The 16,950-nt window shown below is 60.5% G+C and carries 19 protein-coding genes; 10 read left to right on the plus strand and 9 right to left on the minus strand.

Going from position 1 to position 16,950, the window contains the following annotated elements; translation table 11 throughout:
• Nucleotides 1-54 precede the first annotated feature (54 nt).
• The 3 genes from C8K63_RS21130 (at nt 55) to C8K63_RS21140 (ending at nt 2,531) form a co-directional block, all read left to right on the plus strand.
• Nucleotides 55-357: a hypothetical protein gene (locus tag C8K63_RS21130; protein WP_108218442.1), complete on the plus strand. Its 303-nt coding sequence runs from the start codon at nt 55-57 to the stop codon at nt 355-357.
• Nucleotides 358-691: 334 nt separating this feature from the next.
• Nucleotides 692-1,453, plus strand: a complete 762-nt coding sequence (locus tag C8K63_RS21135) for an SDR family oxidoreductase (RefSeq protein ID WP_108218443.1) — start codon at nt 692-694, stop codon at nt 1,451-1,453.
• Nucleotides 1,454-1,625: 172 nt separating this feature from the next.
• Complete coding sequence (locus tag C8K63_RS21140) at nt 1,626-2,531, plus strand: cation diffusion facilitator family transporter (protein WP_108218444.1); 906 nt, start codon at nt 1,626-1,628, stop codon at nt 2,529-2,531.
• Nucleotides 2,532-2,554: 23 nt separating this feature from the next.
• On the opposite strand, the gene C8K63_RS21145 is transcribed toward C8K63_RS21140, so the two are convergent.
• The 7 genes from C8K63_RS21145 to C8K63_RS21175 all read right to left on the minus strand — a co-directional run bounded on the left by C8K63_RS21145 (nt 2,555) and on the right by C8K63_RS21175 (nt 7,830).
• Nucleotides 2,555-3,688: an AGE family epimerase/isomerase gene (locus tag C8K63_RS21145; protein ID WP_108218445.1), complete on the minus strand. Its 1,134-nt coding sequence runs from the start codon at nt 3,686-3,688 to the stop codon at nt 2,555-2,557.
• Between the two features lie 165 nt (nt 3,689-3,853).
• On the minus strand, nt 3,854-4,426 hold the full coding sequence (locus C8K63_RS21150; RefSeq protein ID WP_108218446.1) for a HupE/UreJ family protein: 573 nt from the start codon (nt 4,424-4,426) through the stop codon (nt 3,854-3,856).
• Between the two features lie 27 nt (nt 4,427-4,453).
• Nucleotides 4,454-5,068 carry an urease accessory protein UreG gene (ureG, locus tag C8K63_RS21155; protein WP_007979691.1) on the minus strand — a complete coding sequence of 205 codons (615 nt, stop codon included), beginning with the start codon at nt 5,066-5,068 and terminating at the stop codon, nt 4,454-4,456.
• Nucleotides 5,069-5,091: 23 nt separating this feature from the next.
• The gene (locus C8K63_RS21160; protein ID WP_108218447.1) at nt 5,092-5,766 is read right to left on the minus strand and encodes an urease accessory protein UreF; all 675 of its coding nucleotides are present in this window, start codon (nt 5,764-5,766) and stop codon (nt 5,092-5,094) included.
• Nucleotides 5,763-6,263 (minus strand): urease accessory protein UreE, encoded by a 501-nt coding sequence (gene ureE, locus C8K63_RS21165; RefSeq protein WP_108218448.1) that lies wholly within the window; start codon nt 6,261-6,263, stop codon nt 5,763-5,765. The genes C8K63_RS21160 and ureE overlap by 4 nt, the downstream gene beginning before the upstream one ends.
• A gap of 290 nt (nt 6,264-6,553) precedes the next feature.
• A complete protein-coding gene (locus C8K63_RS21170) occupies nt 6,554-7,186 on the minus strand; it encodes a TetR family transcriptional regulator (RefSeq protein ID WP_108218449.1) in 633 nt (210 codons plus the stop codon).
• Between the two features lie 173 nt (nt 7,187-7,359).
• Nucleotides 7,360-7,830 carry a hypothetical protein gene (locus C8K63_RS21175; RefSeq protein WP_108218450.1) on the minus strand — a complete coding sequence of 157 codons (471 nt, stop codon included), beginning with the start codon at nt 7,828-7,830 and terminating at the stop codon, nt 7,360-7,362.
• Nucleotides 7,831-8,217: 387 nt separating this feature from the next.
• Here C8K63_RS21175 and C8K63_RS21180 point away from each other — a divergent pair, with 387 nt between their 5' ends.
• A complete protein-coding gene (locus tag C8K63_RS21180; protein ID WP_108218451.1) occupies nt 8,218-10,293 on the plus strand; it encodes an AsmA family protein in 2,076 nt (691 codons plus the stop codon).
• Between the two features lie 123 nt (nt 10,294-10,416).
• Here the strand turns inward: C8K63_RS21180 and C8K63_RS21185 are convergent, their stop codons facing one another.
• Nucleotides 10,417-11,331, minus strand: coding sequence for a LysR substrate-binding domain-containing protein (locus tag C8K63_RS21185; RefSeq protein ID WP_177413261.1), 915 nt, complete (start codon nt 11,329-11,331; stop codon nt 10,417-10,419).
• 110 nt (nt 11,332-11,441) lie between these two features.
• Here C8K63_RS21185 and C8K63_RS21190 point away from each other — a divergent pair, with 110 nt between their 5' ends.
• The 3 genes from C8K63_RS21190 (at nt 11,442) to C8K63_RS21200 (ending at nt 13,373) form a co-directional block, all read left to right on the plus strand.
• Nucleotides 11,442-12,080 carry an FMN-dependent NADH-azoreductase gene (locus C8K63_RS21190; protein ID WP_108218453.1) on the plus strand — a complete coding sequence of 213 codons (639 nt, stop codon included), beginning with the start codon at nt 11,442-11,444 and terminating at the stop codon, nt 12,078-12,080.
• Complete coding sequence (locus tag C8K63_RS21195; RefSeq protein WP_108218454.1) at nt 12,081-12,386, plus strand: multidrug efflux SMR transporter; 306 nt, start codon at nt 12,081-12,083, stop codon at nt 12,384-12,386. It abuts the gene before it with no gap.
• Nucleotides 12,387-12,482: 96 nt separating this feature from the next.
• A complete protein-coding gene (locus C8K63_RS21200; protein ID WP_108218455.1) occupies nt 12,483-13,373 on the plus strand; it encodes a triacylglycerol lipase in 891 nt (296 codons plus the stop codon).
• Between the two features lie 117 nt (nt 13,374-13,490).
• On the opposite strand, the gene C8K63_RS21205 is transcribed toward C8K63_RS21200, so the two are convergent.
• On the minus strand, nt 13,491-14,378 hold the full coding sequence (locus C8K63_RS21205; RefSeq protein ID WP_108218456.1) for a DMT family transporter: 888 nt from the start codon (nt 14,376-14,378) through the stop codon (nt 13,491-13,493).
• A gap of 97 nt (nt 14,379-14,475) precedes the next feature.
• Here C8K63_RS21205 and C8K63_RS21210 point away from each other — a divergent pair, with 97 nt between their 5' ends.
• From C8K63_RS21210 to C8K63_RS21220, 3 genes are all read left to right on the plus strand, one after another.
• Nucleotides 14,476-15,270, plus strand: a complete 795-nt coding sequence (locus C8K63_RS21210; protein ID WP_108218457.1) for a helix-turn-helix transcriptional regulator — start codon at nt 14,476-14,478, stop codon at nt 15,268-15,270.
• A 64-nt stretch (nt 15,271-15,334) separates the two neighbouring features.
• A complete protein-coding gene (locus C8K63_RS21215; RefSeq protein WP_108218458.1) occupies nt 15,335-15,643 on the plus strand; it encodes a PsiF family protein in 309 nt (102 codons plus the stop codon).
• A gap of 236 nt (nt 15,644-15,879) precedes the next feature.
• A complete protein-coding gene (locus C8K63_RS21220) occupies nt 15,880-16,893 on the plus strand; it encodes an AI-2E family transporter (RefSeq protein WP_108218459.1) in 1,014 nt (337 codons plus the stop codon).
• Nucleotides 16,894-16,950 lie beyond the last annotated feature (57 nt).

A 16,950-nucleotide genomic window follows, 5' to 3' on the forward strand; every position in this document is an offset into this window, starting at 1 on the left:
AAATAGTTGTTTTGTCACAGTTTTGACTTGTCCCCGTTTGCTGTGGAGCCGGCTGTGAATAACGTGGGAGTAGCTGGCTGTAGGCCTTTAAAGCCGTGGCTTGTAGAGGTGTGGTTGTTTTTTGAACAGGTGCTTTTGCGCAACTTCAAGGCCGCTTTGTCAACCTTTTTGTTCGGGACGAAAGTGCGTGGAATCGGCATGGACAAGCCTGTGGATAAGTCTGTGACTAAACTCTGGAAAGACCCGGCTGAAGGCCGTGGTTACTGGCTTGGCGCCATCGCGGGTTTGACCCGTCAGTCGCGAAAATGGCCAAGGGCTACACAGCTGGCGGTTGAAGGTCAAGCAAAAAAGTTTTAAAACCCCGCGCAAAGCCTTGTGGATAGCGGCTTGCAGCTTTTCCACTTGCCCCCAAAGACTGTGGACCGGCCTGTGGATAACGTGCGCGCACATGGCTGCAGGCCACGCTGGTCGAGGGCTTGCAAGGATTGATCGATTTTTATACAGAAAGTGCGGTGAACGTAGGAGCTGCCGCAGGCTGCGATCTTTTCCACAGGAGCACGGCAAGATCAAAGGATCGCAGCCTGCGGCAGCTCCTACGGGGCAAAGGTTGCCGGTATGAGCGTGGCCGGGCATGCTGCCTGCTGATTTTCTATTCCAATGGCTGGCGATCAGCCGAAGCAAGGAGAACACGATGTCCAACACCCTGTTTATTACCGGCGCGACTTCCGGTTTTGGTGAAGCCTGTGCCCGTCGTTTTGCCGAGGCCGGCTGGAAACTGGTGCTGACTGGCCGTCGTGAAGAGCGTCTCAATGCGCTGTGCGCCGAACTGTCGAAGCAGACCGAAGTCCATGGCCTGGTGCTCGATGTGCGTGATCGCAAGGCCATGGAAGAGGCGATTGCCAATCTGCCGCCATCCTTCGCCAAACTGCGCGGGTTGATCAACAACGCCGGGCTGGCCCTGGGCGTTGACCCGGCGCCCAAGTGCGACCTGGACGATTGGGACACCATGGTCGATACCAACGTCAAAGGCCTGATGTATAGCACCCGTCTGCTGTTGCCACGCCTGATCGCCCACGGTCGTGGTGCCGGCATCGTCAACCTGGGGTCCATCGCCGGCAACTACCCGTACCCGGGCAGCCACGTGTATGGTGCGACCAAGGCGTTCGTCAAACAGTTCTCCCTGAACCTGCGCTGCGACCTGCAAGGCACGGGCGTACGGGTCAGCAACATCGAGCCGGGCCTGTGCGAGAGTGAGTTCTCGCTGGTGCGTTTTGCCGGTGACCAGGAGCGCTACAACGCCACCTACGCCGGCGCTGAGCCGATTCAGCCACAAGACATCGCCGAGACCATTTTCTGGGTCCTCAATGCGCCAGCGCACATCAACATCAACAGCCTGGAGCTGATGCCGGTGAGCCAGACCTGGTCCGGGTTTGCTATCGAGCGCAAGTCTTAAGACCGCATAATGGCCTTTCGCGAGCAGGCTCGCTCCCACATGGATCGCATTGAACCTGTGGGAGCGAGCCTGCTCGCGAAGGGGCCGGAATTGGCAGTGGAAGGCATCAGCTAGACTCCTTCCTCAAGCAGCCCGCCACACCCGGCGGTCTAGAGGTTTTAGAGGAGATCAAGTGAGTAATCGAGGCGAGCAGTCGCTGCTCAAGCAATCGACCTTCCTGATGCTCGCCGTGACATTCGCCGGGATCATCACCGGTTTTGTTTCGGGCGCCCAATCCATCCTGTTCGATGGCTTTTTTTCGTTGATCGCGGCCTTCATCAAGGTCCTGATGCTGATCACCGCGAGGTTGATCGCCAAGGAAAGCAACCAGCGCTTCCAGTTCGGTTACTGGCACCTGGAACCCATGGTGCTGCTGATCGAAGGCAGTTTCCTGTTCCTGGTTGCCATTTATGCCTTTCTCAACGGTGTGTTCGGCATCATCAGTGGTGGCCGTGAGGTCGAGCTCGGCCTGGTGATCCTCTACGCGGCGGTGTTCACCGTCGTTGAGCTGATTTATTTTTTCTACGTCCGCCATCGCAATCGCACACTCAAATCATCGCTGATCCAGTTCGACAACATCAGTTGGCTGGTGGACGCGATGCTATCGGCGGGACTGCTGGTGAGTTTCCTGATCGCGCTGCTGCTCAAGACTCAGGGTTACGACAAGTGGGCAGTGTATGTCGACCCGATGATTCTGATTCTGCTGGCCCTGGGCATGCTTCCTCCAGCGTTCAAAATCCTCGGGCCGGCATTGCGCGATGTGTTGGGGATCGTCCCGGATCAACTGGACGACAAGGTGCGTCGGGTGATGGAGGTGGCGAAGGTCGAGCATGGCTTCGACGACTACATTTCCTACGTGCAGAAACACGGCAGGGCCTGTTTTATCGAGATTCACATCGTATTGCCGAAGGATTACTGGCTAGACGGAATAGGGCAGCTGGACAGTTTGCGCGAGGAGATTTCCGCGAAGCTCGGTAAGCCGGATGCAGCGCGATGGCTGACCATCAGTTTTACCGGGGATCGCAAGTGGACCGAGTGACTGGATTGCCCCAGGCCACAAAGTCAGCCGAGATATTGCGCCAACCCGCGATAACAGGTCGCCAAGTGATAGGGCGTGGTCGACGGCATGTCGCGGCGGCTGACTTCACCGTGCTCGTCACGGCACTCAAACCAGCCGCCGGCATGCAGCGAGTGTTGCTGTAACGCCTGTAATTGACGCAGTACATCCGCTTCGCTGTCCGGGCGCAGCGTCAATGCGCGCAGGTATTCAGCCTGGGCCCAGATACGCTGCGTGGCGTCCCGGACGCCGCCATCCGGTCCGAAGTCGAGCATCGCCCGCACAGCGCCAGTCTGCTGATCGATGCCCACCTGCTCGGTAAAGGCGAAGGCCCGCGCCAGATCGGCATGCAGCGCCGAATGGCGTAACAGCGGCGAGGATTCCAGCAGGAAATACCACTCGAACTGATGCCCGGGTTCAAACCAGTTATCCACAGACCCCAGCGGCTTTTCCATCAACACGCTGTGTTGCGGATCGATGAAGCGCGCGTGCATGGCTGTGCATAACTCGACGAGCGCCTGTTGCACGTCGAGGTCTTCACGCACCGACAGGGTAGCGAGGAAAGCTTCGGCCAGGTGCATCAGCGGGTTTTGCAAAGGGCCGCTGTCCAGCGCTGCCCAGTCGCGGTCGAGCGTGGCTTCGTACAGACCGTCGTCCGTGGCGAAACGCTGCGCAATCACTTCCAGCGAGGCGTTGAGTACCGACTCCACCAGTGGCTCGCGAACCTTGTCCCAGTAATGGGCGCAGGCGAACAGGATGAAGGCGTGGGTGTAGAGATCCTTGCGCTGATCCAGCGGCGTCCCTTGTGCATCGACGCTGTAGAACCAGCCACCGTGCTCGGCATCGTGGAAGTGCCGCTGCAAGGAGCGGAACAACGCGGCGGCACGCTCTTCGGCGCCCGGCAGCTGACCGATCAGGCTGGCAAACAGATACAACTGCCGCGCACAGGCCATGGCCCGGTAGCGTTGCGGTGGCAGCGGTTGGTGTCCGGCATCCAGCGCCTCGTAGGGCAACGCCATGTCGGCGTTCCAGCCCGGACCTTGCCAGAGCGGCACGATGACGTTCAGGAAGTGCTGTTGCACCGAGGCGAACAGGGCGGTCAATTCAGGCTGAGAGGCGGAGCGGGAAACAGGCGGCATTGGCTGGCGTCGTCACGGCAGGGGCGATTGCGCGACATGTTAGCAGAGAGGCTGACTCGACGGATGCGATCCTCGTAGGAGCTGCCGCAGGCTGCGATCTTTTGATGTGGATTTTGAATGCAAGATCAAAGATCGCAGCCTGCGGCAGCTCCTACAGGGAGGGGGTTAGCCCGCCAGCAACCACACCCCGGTCGCCGCCGATGCCGCACCCGCCAGTCGAACCAGCGGTGCTGCGGCCTGCGGCAACACTCGCACCAGCGCGTAACCCGCCGTGTGCAATACCGTCGTCGCCGCGACGAAACCTGCAGCGTAGGTCCACGGACTCGACATGTCCGGTAATTCCAAGCCATGCGCCACGCCATGGAACAGCGCAAACAACGCCGTCGCCATAACCGCCATCACCAACGGTGGACGCACCGCCAACGCTACTGCCATACCCAGCGCCAATACCGAGGCGGCAATCCCGCTCTCCAGTGCCGGCAGGTTCAGTCCTTCAAAACCCAGCAGTCCGCCGATCAGCATGGTGCTGACAAAGGTGCACGGCAGCGCCCAACGCGCTGCACCTTGCTGCTGTGCGGCCCAAAGGCCGACCGCGAGCATCGCCAGCAAATGATCGAGACCGCCAAGGGGATGGCTGATGCCGGCGATCAAGCCGTTGTCACCGTGCCCCGGATGAGCGAAGGCCAGGGCCGGAGTCAGCAGCAGGGCCAGGGCACCGAGAGTGCGCTTGAGTGTCATGGATAAGCTTCCTTGTTGAAGTCGTGATCAGGCAGCGGTCAGCAAACCCTGGCGTTCGATGAAGGCGATGATCTGTTCCAGACCCTGGCCGGTTTTCTGATTGCTGAAGACAAACGGCTTGCCGTTGCGCATGCGCTGGGTGTCGCTGTTCATCATCTCCAGCGAGGCACCGACCAGCGGCGCGAGGTCGATCTTGTTGATCACCAGCAAGTCGGATTTACAGATCCCGGGCCCGCCCTTGCGCGGCAGCTTGTCGCCGGCCGAGACGTCGATCACGTAGATGGTCAGGTCCGACAGTTCCGGGCTGAAGGTCGCGGAGAGGTTGTCGCCCCCGGACTCCACCAGAATCAGGTCCAGCCCCGGAAAGCGGCGATTGAGTTGATCCACGGCTTCAAGGTTGATCGAGGCGTCTTCGCGGATGGCCGTGTGCGGGCAGCCACCTGTTTCCACGCCGATGATGCGCTCCGGTGCCAGGGCTTCGTTGCGCACCAGAAAGTCGGCGTCTTCGCGGGTGTAGATGTCGTTGGTCACGACGGCCAGGTTGTAGCGCTCGCGCAGGGCCAGGCACAGGGCCAGGGTCAGGGCGGTTTTGCCGGAGCCGACCGGGCCGCCGATGCCGACACGCAGGGGTTGTGTGTTCATGTGATTCTCCAAAATAACAGGCCCTAGGAACGGAACAGACGGCTGTACTGGCGCTCGTGGGCCATGCACGCCAGGGACAGGCCGAAAGCGGCACTGCCGTAATGATCGGTATCGATTCGGGTGGCGTTCTGTTGAGCTTGTTGAAGCAGCGGCAACAGTTCGCTGGTCAGGCGCTGGGCGGCTTGCTGACCCAGGGGCAGGGTCTTCATCAGCACTGCCAACTGGTTTTCCAGCCAGCTCCACAGCCATGCGGCCAGGGCGTCCTGCGGGCTGATCTGCCAGGCGCGTGCGGCCAAGGCCCAACCCAGGGCCAGATGTGGCTCGCTGCGTTGTTCGAGGAAGGCTCGGGCCGGCACGTCAAGTTCCGGCAAGCCATTGAGCAATTGCTGCAACGAGTAGCCCATTTGCCGGCTCTCCTGATGCAACTCGCGGGTTTCGCGACTGGCGCGGTGTTCCTCGCAACGTTGCAGCAATTCACCCCAGTTGTCCTCGCTGGCGGCCAGGCAATGTGCGAGCAGCAACGGTGCTTCGAAGCGTGCCAGGTTTAACAACAACTGATCGCTGATCCAGCGCCGGGCGCTGTCGGGATCATTTACGCGGCCGTTATCCACCGCCATTTCCAGCCCTTGGGAGTAGCTGTAGCCACCAATCGGCAATTGCGGACTGGCCAGGCGCAACAGCGCCCAGGCCGGGTTCATGGGCGGACACCGAACTGGTGCAGTTTCGGCGCGTAGTTGAAGTCTTCATCGCCGTGGCGCGAATGATGATGACCACCGCCGTAGGCGCCATGTTCCGGCTGGAACGGGGCCTCGATGTTCTCGGCATGGGCGCCGAGTTGCTCGAGCATGGCCTTGAGCACGTAATCGTCGAGCAGGCGCAACCAGCCTTCGCCGACTTGCAGGGCGACATGACGATTGCCCAGGTGATAGGCCGCGCGGGTCAGTTCAAAGGTATTGGCGCAGGTGACGTGGAGCAATTGTTCGGGGCGGGCGCAGACACGTACGATTCGCCCGTCTTCGGCTTGCAGGCATTCGCCGTCATGCAACGGCGGCTGGCCGCGCTGCAAAAACAACCCGACGTCTTCGCCCTCGGCACTGAAACAGCGCAAACGGCTTTTGCTGCGGGCTTCGAACGTCAGGTGCAGTTCGGCGGCCCAAACGGGTTGAGGGTCGATTCTGCGATGAATCACCAGCATCGGAAGGCTTCCAGCAATGGACAATGCTCAGGCTAGAGCAAGGGGCTTGCCAATCGACATGATGCGTAGGAAATGGCTGAAGGAGACGTGGGACTGGTATTGATGGAGTGAGCTTTTTGGTTGAAGTTGGTGCGTTGATTTTGATCTGCGCACCAAGATGATGCTATGCGGGACATCGTAGGAGCGAGCTTGCTCGCGAAAGCGGTTTGTCTGTCACATGAATGTCGAAGATGTCGAAGATGTCGAAGATGTCGACGCATTCGCGAGCAAGCTCGCTCCTATAAAGGGCGTTACTCGGTGCTGCCGAGCCCTTGCCAATGCTTGAGGCCGATAAAGATAAACCGCAGTTGCTGGGTGATTTTCGCCTGGGGCGTCAGGTGCTCGGGCAAGGCTTCGGCTGGCGGATCGATGATGTCCGGCAGGGTGGCGAACACGCTTTTGACGATCAGGTCCGCCATGACACTCAGGTCGGCGATGTCCAGATGCTGCAGCTTCGGCATCAGTGACAAGTCCGCCGCCAGGTCCGAACTGATGTCTTCACGCAAACGGCCGATGGCCTGGCGCACCGGCAGCGAACCGCCGTATTGCTCACGGGCGAGAAACAGGAACTGCGAACGGTTGGCGCTGACCACGTCGAGAAAGATCCGCACCGAGGCATCGATGATGCCGCCCATCACGAATTCGTTGTGTCGTACCAGGCGAATGGTTTCGCGGAATGTCTGGCCGACTTCGCTGACCAGCACCAGGCCCAGTTCATCCATATCGGCAAAATGGCGGTAGAAACCGGTCGGTACGATGCCGGCGGTTTTCGCGACTTCGCGCAGGCTCAGGCTGCCGAATCCTCGGCCTCCATCCATCAGATGCCGGGCAGCATCCATCAGAGCGTTACGGGTTTGTCGTTTCTGTTCGGCGCGGGGCAGCATCGCAAGGGTGTTTTCTGGACAGGGACGCGGCGCACTCTAGCAAATCGTCTTTGCCGGCGTCGAATGACTGTAGGGGGGATCAAGCAGGGAAGTGCGGCATCTATCAAGCGGATCGCTGAAAAGTCAAAAGCCCAATCCGGGGATTGGGCTTTTTTTCAGGGCGGCCATAGGGCTTAGCTCGCGGCGCTGTTGCGTTCGATCACACGGTCACCACCGCCTTCGGCGAGGGTTTGACCTTGTGGGGTGCGATCCGAACCGCCTTCAGCGAGGGTTTGACCTTGTGGGGTGCGATCCGAACCGCCTTCAGCGAGGGTTTGACCTTGTGGGGTGCGATCGGAACCGCCTTCGGCTAGGGTCTGGCCTTGTGGGGTGCGTTCGGAACCATCGGCAGCCAGGGTCTGGCCTTGTGGAGTACGGTCCGAGCCATCCTGAGTGATCAGGCCTTTTTCTTTCAGGCGATCATTACCACCTTCGGCAAGGGTCTGGCCTTGTGGGGTGCGTTCGGAGCCATCGGCGGCGACGGTCTGGCTGAACACCGAGTGGTTCTGTTTCACTTGTGGAGTGGCCTGGTCAGCGGCTGGCAGGGCAAAAGCAGTGCTGGCCAGCATCGAGAGGGTAAGGCTAAGCAGTAGTTGGCGTTTCATGATTGTTTTGCTCCTCGGGAGGGCGAATAAGTGGGTACGAGAACAATGCTACTCTCGATAAGTCGATATGAAAGTTCATAAACGCAATGGTAATAATCAACGGAATTGATTGTTTGCTGCGCAGGCTCTAGGCCGGGCGTCTCCGGCGAGTTGTTGTGCACCGATGTGGGTATTTTCGACCCGCCTTTGGCATGCAAAAGTGCAGGGCCGGTAACGCCGAATGACTGATTGGTCAGTATTGGACTGGGCGAAATCGGCGAAATCGGTCTATCGATTAAACCTGCCGGTTTTTTATCAGTCGTAGACTTTATGGCGTGTCGCTTGCGGCTCACCGTTTCACATGTGCGTCGCAGTCGGGGCGCTCAGTCGTATCAGGAGCCCTGTGCAATGACGCGCACTCAAAAGATGTTTGTCTGGACCCTTTCCACTTTCCTTACCTTGTTGATGGTGCTGGTATTGATCATCGTGTTCTTCGACTGGAACCGGATCAAACCGCCGCTCAACGCCAAAGTTTCCGAAGAGCTGCACCGCGCTTTTGCTATCAATGGCAATCTTTCGGTGGCCTGGCGGCCCGAGCCCGATGAAGGCGGCTGGCGCGCCTGGGTGCCGTGGCCCCACGTGGTGGCTGAAGACTTGAGCCTGGGCAATCCCGACTGGTCGAAACAACCGCAGATGGTCACCCTCAAACGGGTAGAACTGCGTATTTCACCCCTGGCGTTGCTGGCGCAGCGGGTGGTGATCCCGCGTATCGATCTCACCGAGCCGAATGCCGAGCTGCAACGCCTGGCTGACGGGCGCGCCAACTGGACCTTCCAGTTCGATCCCAAGGACCCGAACGCCGAGCCTTCCAGCTGGGTGGTGGATATCGGCGCGATCGGTTTCGACAAGGGCCACGTCACCCTCGACGACCAGAGCCTGAAGACTCGACTCGACGTGCTGATCGACCCCTTGGGCAAACCGGTTCCGTTCAGCGATATCGTCGGCGATAAAGCGGCGAAAGCCGCGCAGGAAAAGGGCTCGTCGCCCCAGGATTATGCGTTCGCCCTTAAGGTCAACGGCCAGTACCACGGCCAGAAACTCGCGGGCCAGGGCAAGATTGGCGGGCTGTTGGCGCTGCAGGACGCGGCACGGCCGTTTCCGCTTCAGGCACAGGTGAAGATCGCCGACTCCAGCGTCGAATTGGCCGGTACCCTGACCGATCCGCTTAATCTAGGCGCCCTGGACCTGCGCCTGAAACTGGCCGGCACCAGCCTGGGCAACCTCTACCCGCTGACCGGCGTGATCCTGCCGGACACGCCACCCTATGCCACCGACGGCCACCTGATCGCCAGGTTGCACGAGGCAGGTGGCGCAGCGTTCCGCTATGAGGAATTCAACGGCAAGATCGGCGAGAGCGATATCCACGGCAATCTGACTTACGTGGCCAGCCAGCCACGGCCAAAACTCAGCGGCTCGCTGTTGTCCAATCAATTGTTGTTCGCTGACCTGGCACCGCTGATTGGTGCCGACTCCAACGCCGAACAGAAGGCCCGTGGCGGTGACAGCAAACAACCGGCCGATAAAGTGCTGCCGGTCGAAGAGTTCAAGACCGATCGCTGGCGCGATATGGACGCCGATGTCGAGTTCACCGGCAAGCGCATCGTGCACAGCGAAAAACTGCCGTTCAACGACCTCTATACCCATCTAGTGCTCACCGATGGCGTGCTCAGCCTCGAGCCGCTGCGTTTCGGCGTGGCCGGCGGCAAGCTGGATGCGCAGATTCGCCTGAACGGCCACACCGATCCACTGGAAGGCCAAGCCAGGCTCACGGCGCGAGGCTTCAAGCTCAAGCAGCTGTTCCCCGGCTTCGAACCGATGAAAACCAGTTTTGGCGAACTCAATGGCGATGCTGATATCAGCGGGCGCGGCAATTCGGTGGCCAAACTGTTGGGCAGCGCCAATGGCAATCTGAAAATGCTGATCAACGATGGCGCCATCAGTCGCGAATTGATGGAGCTGGCGGGCCTGAATGTCGGCAACTATGTGGTCGGCAAGATCTTTGGCGACAAGGAAGTGAAGATCAACTGCGCAGCCGCTGACTTCGGCATCCAGTCTGGCCTGGCGAGTACCCGCTTGTTTGTATTCGACACCGAGAACGCCATCGTCTACATCGACGGCACCGCGAGCATGGCGACCGAACAGCTGGACCTGACCATCACTCCGGAATCCAAGGGGTGGCGCCTGATTTCATTGCGCTCGCCACTGTATGTGCGCGGCAAGTTCATCAAGCCCGATGCCGGGGTCAAGGCCGTGCCGTTGATGCTGCGCGGAGCCGGGATGGTGGCGCTGGGCGTGATCGCCGCACCGGCGGCAGGTTTGCTGGCACTGGTGGCGCCGAGTGGGGGGGAGGCGAATCAATGCGCACCATTGCTGGAACAGATGAAGGCGGGCAAGGCGCCTGTCACCGTCAAGTCAACCAAGTAATCGGGCGCCTATAAGGGTCCCATCGCGAGCAGGCTCGCTCCCACAGGGGATCTGTGCATGCAGGACTAATGTGGGAGCGAGCCTGCTCGCGATGGCGGTTTTGCAGTCACTGCATTTGGTTGCTTATGCCAAAGCATGCCCGGACAACAATGCCTCTTCGCGCAGCCATGCAAAAAACGCCCGAACCGGCGGATGACGTTCGCGTCCCGGCACGCACAGTGCGCTGTATCCGGCGCCATCGACCTGGACTTCCCCACGGTAAGGCAACAACAACCCACTGGCCACGCTTTCCGACACCAGAATATTGCTCGCCAGCACCAGACCTTGCCCGGCAATCGCCGCTTGCAGGGCGTAGTGCTCTTCGTCGTATTCGCGCACGGCGGGTCGGCCGCTCAGCCAGGTTTCGCCGGATTGCGCACACCAGGCCTCCCAGCCGTGGGCATAGAGTTTGGAGTTGTGCCAGCGCACGCTGATCAGCGTCGGGGCGCGACTCGACGCCAGGGCCACTTGTTCGGGCGAACCGTAGACGCCGAAGGTTTCATCGAACAGGCACTGGCCGTACAGGTTGGGGTAGCTGTCGAGGCTGTAGCGCAGTACCAGATCGACACTGGCGTCCTGATGCAGGTCGATGACTTCGCAGTGGGTATCGAGGCGTACGTTGATGTTCGGGTGCCGGGCGTAGAAGCGCCCCAGCCGTGGCACCAGCCACAGGGCAGCGAAGGCGGCAGTGGTGGAGACCGTCAGGCTGGCACCGCTGCGTTGAGGGCGCAGGGTGTCGACGCTTTGAGCCACCTCCAGAAAAGCCCCGTGCAGGCTCTGGAAGAGCCGTTCGCCGCATTCGGTCAGGCGCACCTGGCGTGGCAGGCGCTCGAACAGCGGCACACCGAGCCAGGTCTCCAGAGAGCGGATCTGATGGGACACCGCCGTCGGGGTGACTGACAGTTCTTCGGCGGCAGCCTTGAAGCTCAACAGGCGTGAGGCGGATTCAAAGGCGCGCAGGGCGGTCAATGGCAGCGAGGCAAACATTGAGGACTCCATAGATGAAATGGATTCATCTTGACTGATTTTTGCTCATTTGAATGGACGTAGCGGTGAGCTTCAAGCTGCAAGTCACAAGCTGTTTGAGTTTAGTCCCTGAGGAGATTCAGATGAGTAAAATTCTTGCCGTTCATGCCAGCCCCCGTGGTGATCGCTCGCACTCCCGCCGTTTGGCCGAAGTGTTTCTGTCGGCCTGGCAGGCCCGTTATCCCCACTCACAGTTGACCCGACGCGAAGTCGGGCGGGCGTTGATACCGCCGGTCAACGAGGCGTTCGTGGCGGCCGCGTTTTACCCCGAGCCCGACGTTCGGCCACTGTCGATGCAGGCCGACCTGGCGCTCAGCGACGAGCTGGTTGGCGAACTGCTTGACCATGATGTGTTGCTGATTTCCACGCCGATGCACAACTTCAGCGTACCGAGCGGCCTCAAGGCCTGGATCGATCAGGTCGTGCGCATCGGGGTGACCTTCGATCACACCCTGGACAATGGCGTGGCCCAGTACCAACCGTTGGTGCAGGGCAAAAAAGCCCTGATCATCACCAGTCGTGGCGGCTTCGGTTTTGGCCCGGGAGGCGAGCTGGAAACCATGAACCATGCCGACAAGCTGCTGCGCACGGTGCTCGGATTCATCGGCATCACGGACGTCACCGTGGTGGCTGCCGAGGGCGAAGAGTCCGCCGAGCGCACATTTGAAATTTCCGTCGCCGAGGCTGAGCAGCACTTGCTGGCGCTGGCCGGGGAGTTCTAGATGGCCTGGCTGTTTCTGCTGGTCGCCGCCGGGTTCGAAGTCACTTTCGCCATGGGCATGAAGTACGCCGAGGGCTTCACCCGGCCCTGGCCTTCGCTGATCACGGTGGTGGCCGCTGTGGGCGGGATCTACTTCCTGACCCTGGCCATGCGCGAGTTGCCGGTGAGCATCGCGTACCCGATCTGGACGGCTATCGGTTCGCTGGGCACGGTGTTTCTCGGTTTCGCGCTGCTGGGCGAAAGCCTGACCGTGATCAAGCTGGTCTCGGTCGGGATGATCGTGGCGGGCGTGGCGGGGTTGAAGTAGGGCTGATGACATAGACTTGTCATCTTCGCTGGCGATGCTTGGCGGATGTCTTGCATCCCGCCTTGCGTCACCACCCGACCACCAGGATGTCCGCCCATGTCGCAAGGTTCTGCCCCGCGCTACCCGTTGGTGCTGGTCCCGGGAATGCTCGGGTTTATCCGCCTGGTGCTTTATCCCTACTGGTACGGGATCGTCGAGGCGTTGCGCCGTGGTGGTGCCGTGGTGTTCGCGGTGCAGGTCTCGCCGCTCAACTCGAACGAAGTGCGCGGCGAGCAACTGCTGGTACGTATCGACGAAATTCTGCGGGAGACAGGGGCCGACAAGGTCAACCTGATCGGCCATAGCCAGGGCTCGCTGACCGCCCGCTATGCCGCCGCCAAGCGTCCTGACCTGGTGGCATCGGTGACCTCGGTGGCGGGGCCGAACCACGGCTCGGAGCTCGCCGATTATCTGCACAGGCATTATCCCCATGACAGCGTCCGTGGTCGTTTGCTGTGCTTTTTGCTGCGGATGGTCGGCGCGTTGATGGCTTTGCTGGATACCGGTTACCGCGGACCGAAGCTGCCGGTGGATATCCCTGCATCCCATCACTCCCTTACTACCGCTGGCGTGGCGCTGTTCAATCAGTGCTATCCACAGGGCTTGCCTGAAACCTGGGGAGGTCACGGTGCCGAAGAGGTCAACGGCGTGCGCTATTACTCCTGGTCCGGCACCTTGCAGCCAGGTGTTACCGATCGCGGTCGCAATCTGCTGGATGGCACCAACCGCAGTTGCCGGTTGTTCGCCAAAACCTTCGTCCGCGAAGCCGGGCATTGCGACGGTATGGTCGGGCGCTACAGCTCGCACCTGGGGACGGTGATTGGCGATGAGTATCCGCTGGATCACTTCGATATCGTCAACCAGTCGCTGGGGCTGGTGGGCAAGGGGGCCGAACCGATCCGGTTGTTTGTCGAGCATGCGGCGCGGCTGGCGGCGGCAGGTGTCTAGACCGCATTGATGCTTATCGCGAGCAGGCTCGCTCCCACAAGGGGTATGCAGTGAACACATTATTTGTGAGCGCTGGAGATTAAATGTGGGAGCGAGCCTGCTCGCGATGGCGTCAGATCAGGCAACACTGACCTTACGGCCCAACACCGTCGTCCAACGTCCGGAAACAATCACCCCACCCAAGGTCAGCACCCCGCCCACCAGGTGATACATCGCCAGCTGTTCATGCAGCACCACCGCCGCAATCAATGCGGTAATCAACGGCAGCAAATTGAAAAACTGCGTGGTCCGGCTCGGCCCTAAACGTACCACGGCCTGCATCCACGCCAGCGGCGCGACCATCGAAGCCAGCAGACAGGCGTACAGCACCAGCGGAATGTTCTGCAGGGTCGGGCCGACTTTCGGTGAGGCGAGGAACAGCGGAAACAGCACCAACACGGCCACCAGCACCTGCAAATACAGGAGCACCAGCGGCGGCAACTTCAGCTGCCATTTTTTCAGCAAGGTGCTGTAGACCGCGTAGGCCAGGGTGGCGATCAGCATCATCGCGTCACCCAGGTTGACCCCGTGTTCCAGCAATGCGCCAAGGCTGCCGGACGACACCACCACCAGGACACCGGCGAACGACAGCACCGCACCGGCCAGGGCCCCCATGGTCAGGCGCTGGCCGAGGCTGATGATCGCCATGGCGAGCGACATCAGCGGCATCAGCGACAGGATGATGCCCATGTTAGTGGCCGAGGTCAGACTCGCGGCGAAGTACGCGAGGCTTTGATAAACGGCCATGCCCAGCACTCCGAGGACAAAGATCTTGCCCAGTTTCGGGCGGATCAGCGGCCAATGGGCGAGCACCTGTTTGAGCATGAAGGGCGTGAACAGCAACCCGGCCAGCAGCCAGCGGTAGAAACCGATCTCGGCAGGGAAGATCGCCCCGGCCGACATTTTGGTGATCACGGTGTTGCCGGCCCAGATAAGAATGGCCAGCAGGGGGTAAGCGTATTGCATCGGGAAAAACCAGAACGTTAATGAGGGGCAATTATCCGCCTGTCTGGATACAAGCCTATACTTCAATCCAGACAACCGGCCCTTGATGACGGACAGTATGAGCAGTAAACACATCGACCTGCTGGATTTCAGCGAACTGCCGTCGGCGGTGTACTTCCGCTACGCCGATTTCGACGCCCACGAATACGCCGCGCCCCACCGGCATCCCTGGGGGACGCTGGAATACGCGGCCCACGGAGTGCTGCACATGGACGTCGATGGCAGCCGCTTCATGTCGCCGCCGCAATACGCGGTGTGGGTGCCGCCGCAGATCGAACACAGTTTCTACAGTCACCAACCGGTCAACTACCGTGCGGTGTGCCTGGCCCCCAAAGTGTGCGCCGATCTGCCGCCGCGAGCCTGCACCCTGGCCATCAGCGACATCCTCAAGGCGATCCTCAAGGACTTCGCCGCCCGTGACGTGAAAATCCCCGAGCAGGCTGCGGACCAGCGTCTGGCCCAAGTCCTGGTGGACCAACTGCAACAGGCACCGGTGCACGAGTGCTACCTGCCCTACGCCAGCAGCCCGGGACTGCTGGGGATTCTGGAGTCATTGCAGGCCGAGCCGGGGGATAACCGAGCGCTGTCGGAATGGGCTGCACGCATTCATGTCAGCGAGCGCACCCTGGCGCGGCAGTTCGTGCGGGAACTGGGCATGAGTTTCGGTGAGTGGCGCCAGCGCCTGCGGTTTCTGGCGGCGATCGAGGCGCTGGATAGCTCGCGCAGTGTTCAAGAGATCGCCTTCGACATGGGCTACAGCACCGGCTCGGCGTTTATCGCGATGTTTCAGCGCCAGGCCGGGTGTACGCCGGAGCAGTATCGCCGCAGCCACCTGGAGAACAGGAAGGTGTAACAGGGGTTGTCTACACTCCAGTTCAAGGCCGTGCCCCTCGGTGTGGCGACCAGGAGAAAACTCCATGAAGATGATGCGTGTCCCTTTGTTGATGATCGGTTTGCTGCTCTGCTCCCAAGGCTTCGCCGCCACAGCCCAACAGGAAAAGATGACTACCTGCAACGCCGACGCCACCGCGAAAAGCCTCAAGGGCGACGAGCGCAAAGCCTTCATGAGCACTTGCCTGAAGGTTGCACCGGCGGCAAACGATGTCGGCAAGGCCCTGACCCCACAGCAAGAGAAGATGAAAACCTGCAACGCCGACGCCGCCACCAAAGCCCTCAAGGGTGACGAGCGCAAGGCGTTCATGAGCGATTGCCTGAAGAAAAAATAAACATTGAGCCGATTGATGTGGCAGCTGCGAGGGCCTCATCGCGAGCAGGCTCGCTCCCACAGTGGGACTGAGTGCACAGGACAAATGTGGGAGCGAGCCTGCTCGCGATGAGGTCGGTCGCAGCACTGCAAAAGAACCTGACCCCCCACTAAGGTCGCCCCACACAATCCCTAGTGCTCGCACCGGATCGCTGGCAGACTGCCAATCCTTTTTATGCCGTTCGTTTTTGAGGCTGTATGCCAACGTTTTCTCAGCGTCAAGTTTTGCTGGTCATCAGCTGGGTCATCATTTTTGGCGGGCTGCTGCTGGTCATCCCGCTGCGATTGCTGCCCAGCCTGCTCGCCGGGTTGCTGGTGTTCGAACTGGTCAACATGCTCACCCCGCAACTGCAGCGGTTGATCGAGGGCCGGCGCGCACGCTGGCTGGCGGTGGCGTTGCTGGGGACTCTGATTGTCAGCGTGCTGACGCTGATCTTTGCCGGTGCCATCAGCTTCCTGCTGCACGAAGCAGAAAACCCTGGCGCTTCCCTCGACAAGTTCATGGGCGTAGTCGACCGCGCACGCGGGCAACTGCCGCCGTTCATCGACGCTTACCTGCCAGCCAGTGCCGCGGAGTTTCGTGTGGCGATTGGCGAGTGGGTGAGCAAGCACCTCAGTGATTTGCAACTGGTGGGCAAGGATGCGGCGCACATGTTCGTGACGCTGCTGATCGGCATGGTGCTCGGCGCGATCATTGCCTTGCAGCGCGTTCCGGACCTGACCAAGCGCAAACCATTGGCGGCGGCGCTGTTCGAACGTCTGCACCTGCTGGTCCAGGCGTTTCGCAACATCGTGTTCGCCCAGATCAAGATCTCCCTGCTCAACACCGTCTTCACCGGGATTTTCCTGGCGGTGATCCTGCCGATGTTCGGTATCAAGCTGCCGCTGACCAAAACCCTGATCGTGCTGACGTTCCTGCTCGGCCTGCTGCCGGTGATCGGCAACCTGATGTCGAACACACTGATCACCATCGTCGGCCTGTCGCTGTCGATCTGGGTTGCCGTGGCAGCGCTGGGTTATCTGATTTTTATCCACAAGCTCGAATACTTCCTCAACGCGCGCATCGTCGGCGGGCAGATCAGTGCCAAGTCGTGGGAGTTGCTGCTGGCGATGCTGGTGTTCGAGGCCGCGTTCGGCCTGCCGGGGGTGGTGGCGGGGCCGATTTACTACGCGTATCTGAAGAGTGAGTTGAAGCAGGTGGGGATGGTTTGATCCGAAAGATGCAGGCTCTGGTCTGACGCTTTCGCTGGCAAGCCAGCTCCTACAAGG

The sequence above is a fragment of the Pseudomonas sp. GV085 genome (assembly GCF_003050925.1).
In the GTDB taxonomy this organism is placed as follows: domain Bacteria; phylum Pseudomonadota; class Gammaproteobacteria; order Pseudomonadales; family Pseudomonadaceae; genus Aquipseudomonas.

Excerpts from the sequence above, each read along its gene's own strand:
- C8K63_RS21215 (WP_108218458.1), top strand. The coding sequence starts at position 15,335 with ATGAAGATGATGCGTGTCCCTTTGTTGATGATCGGTTTGCTGCTCTGC.
- ureE (WP_108218448.1), bottom strand. The coding sequence starts at position 6,263 with ATGCTGGTGATTCATCGCAGAATCGACCCTCAACCCGTTTGGGCCGCC.
- C8K63_RS21135 (WP_108218443.1), top strand. The coding sequence starts at position 692 with ATGTCCAACACCCTGTTTATTACCGGCGCGACTTCCGGTTTTGGTGAA.
- C8K63_RS21210 (WP_108218457.1), top strand. The coding sequence starts at position 14,476 with ATGAGCAGTAAACACATCGACCTGCTGGATTTCAGCGAACTGCCGTCG.
- C8K63_RS21180 (WP_108218451.1), top strand. The coding sequence starts at position 8,218 with ATGACGCGCACTCAAAAGATGTTTGTCTGGACCCTTTCCACTTTCCTT.
- C8K63_RS21195 (WP_108218454.1), top strand. The coding sequence starts at position 12,081 with ATGGCCTGGCTGTTTCTGCTGGTCGCCGCCGGGTTCGAAGTCACTTTC.
- C8K63_RS21175 (WP_108218450.1), bottom strand. The coding sequence starts at position 7,830 with ATGAAACGCCAACTACTGCTTAGCCTTACCCTCTCGATGCTGGCCAGC.
- C8K63_RS21220 (WP_108218459.1), top strand. The coding sequence starts at position 15,880 with ATGCCAACGTTTTCTCAGCGTCAAGTTTTGCTGGTCATCAGCTGGGTC.
- C8K63_RS21145 (WP_108218445.1), bottom strand. The coding sequence starts at position 3,688 with ATGCCGCCTGTTTCCCGCTCCGCCTCTCAGCCTGAATTGACCGCCCTG.
- ureG (WP_007979691.1), bottom strand. The coding sequence starts at position 5,068 with ATGAACACACAACCCCTGCGTGTCGGCATCGGCGGCCCGGTCGGCTCC.
- C8K63_RS21190 (WP_108218453.1), top strand. The coding sequence starts at position 11,442 with ATGAGTAAAATTCTTGCCGTTCATGCCAGCCCCCGTGGTGATCGCTCG.
- C8K63_RS21200 (WP_108218455.1), top strand. The coding sequence starts at position 12,483 with ATGTCGCAAGGTTCTGCCCCGCGCTACCCGTTGGTGCTGGTCCCGGGA.
- C8K63_RS21170 (WP_108218449.1), bottom strand. The coding sequence starts at position 7,186 with ATGCTGCCCCGCGCCGAACAGAAACGACAAACCCGTAACGCTCTGATG.
- C8K63_RS21150 (WP_108218446.1), bottom strand. The coding sequence starts at position 4,426 with ATGACACTCAAGCGCACTCTCGGTGCCCTGGCCCTGCTGCTGACTCCG.
- C8K63_RS21185 (WP_177413261.1), bottom strand. The coding sequence starts at position 11,331 with ATGGAGTCCTCAATGTTTGCCTCGCTGCCATTGACCGCCCTGCGCGCC.
- C8K63_RS21160 (WP_108218447.1), bottom strand. The coding sequence starts at position 5,766 with ATGAACCCGGCCTGGGCGCTGTTGCGCCTGGCCAGTCCGCAATTGCCG.
- C8K63_RS21205 (WP_108218456.1), bottom strand. The coding sequence starts at position 14,378 with ATGCAATACGCTTACCCCCTGCTGGCCATTCTTATCTGGGCCGGCAAC.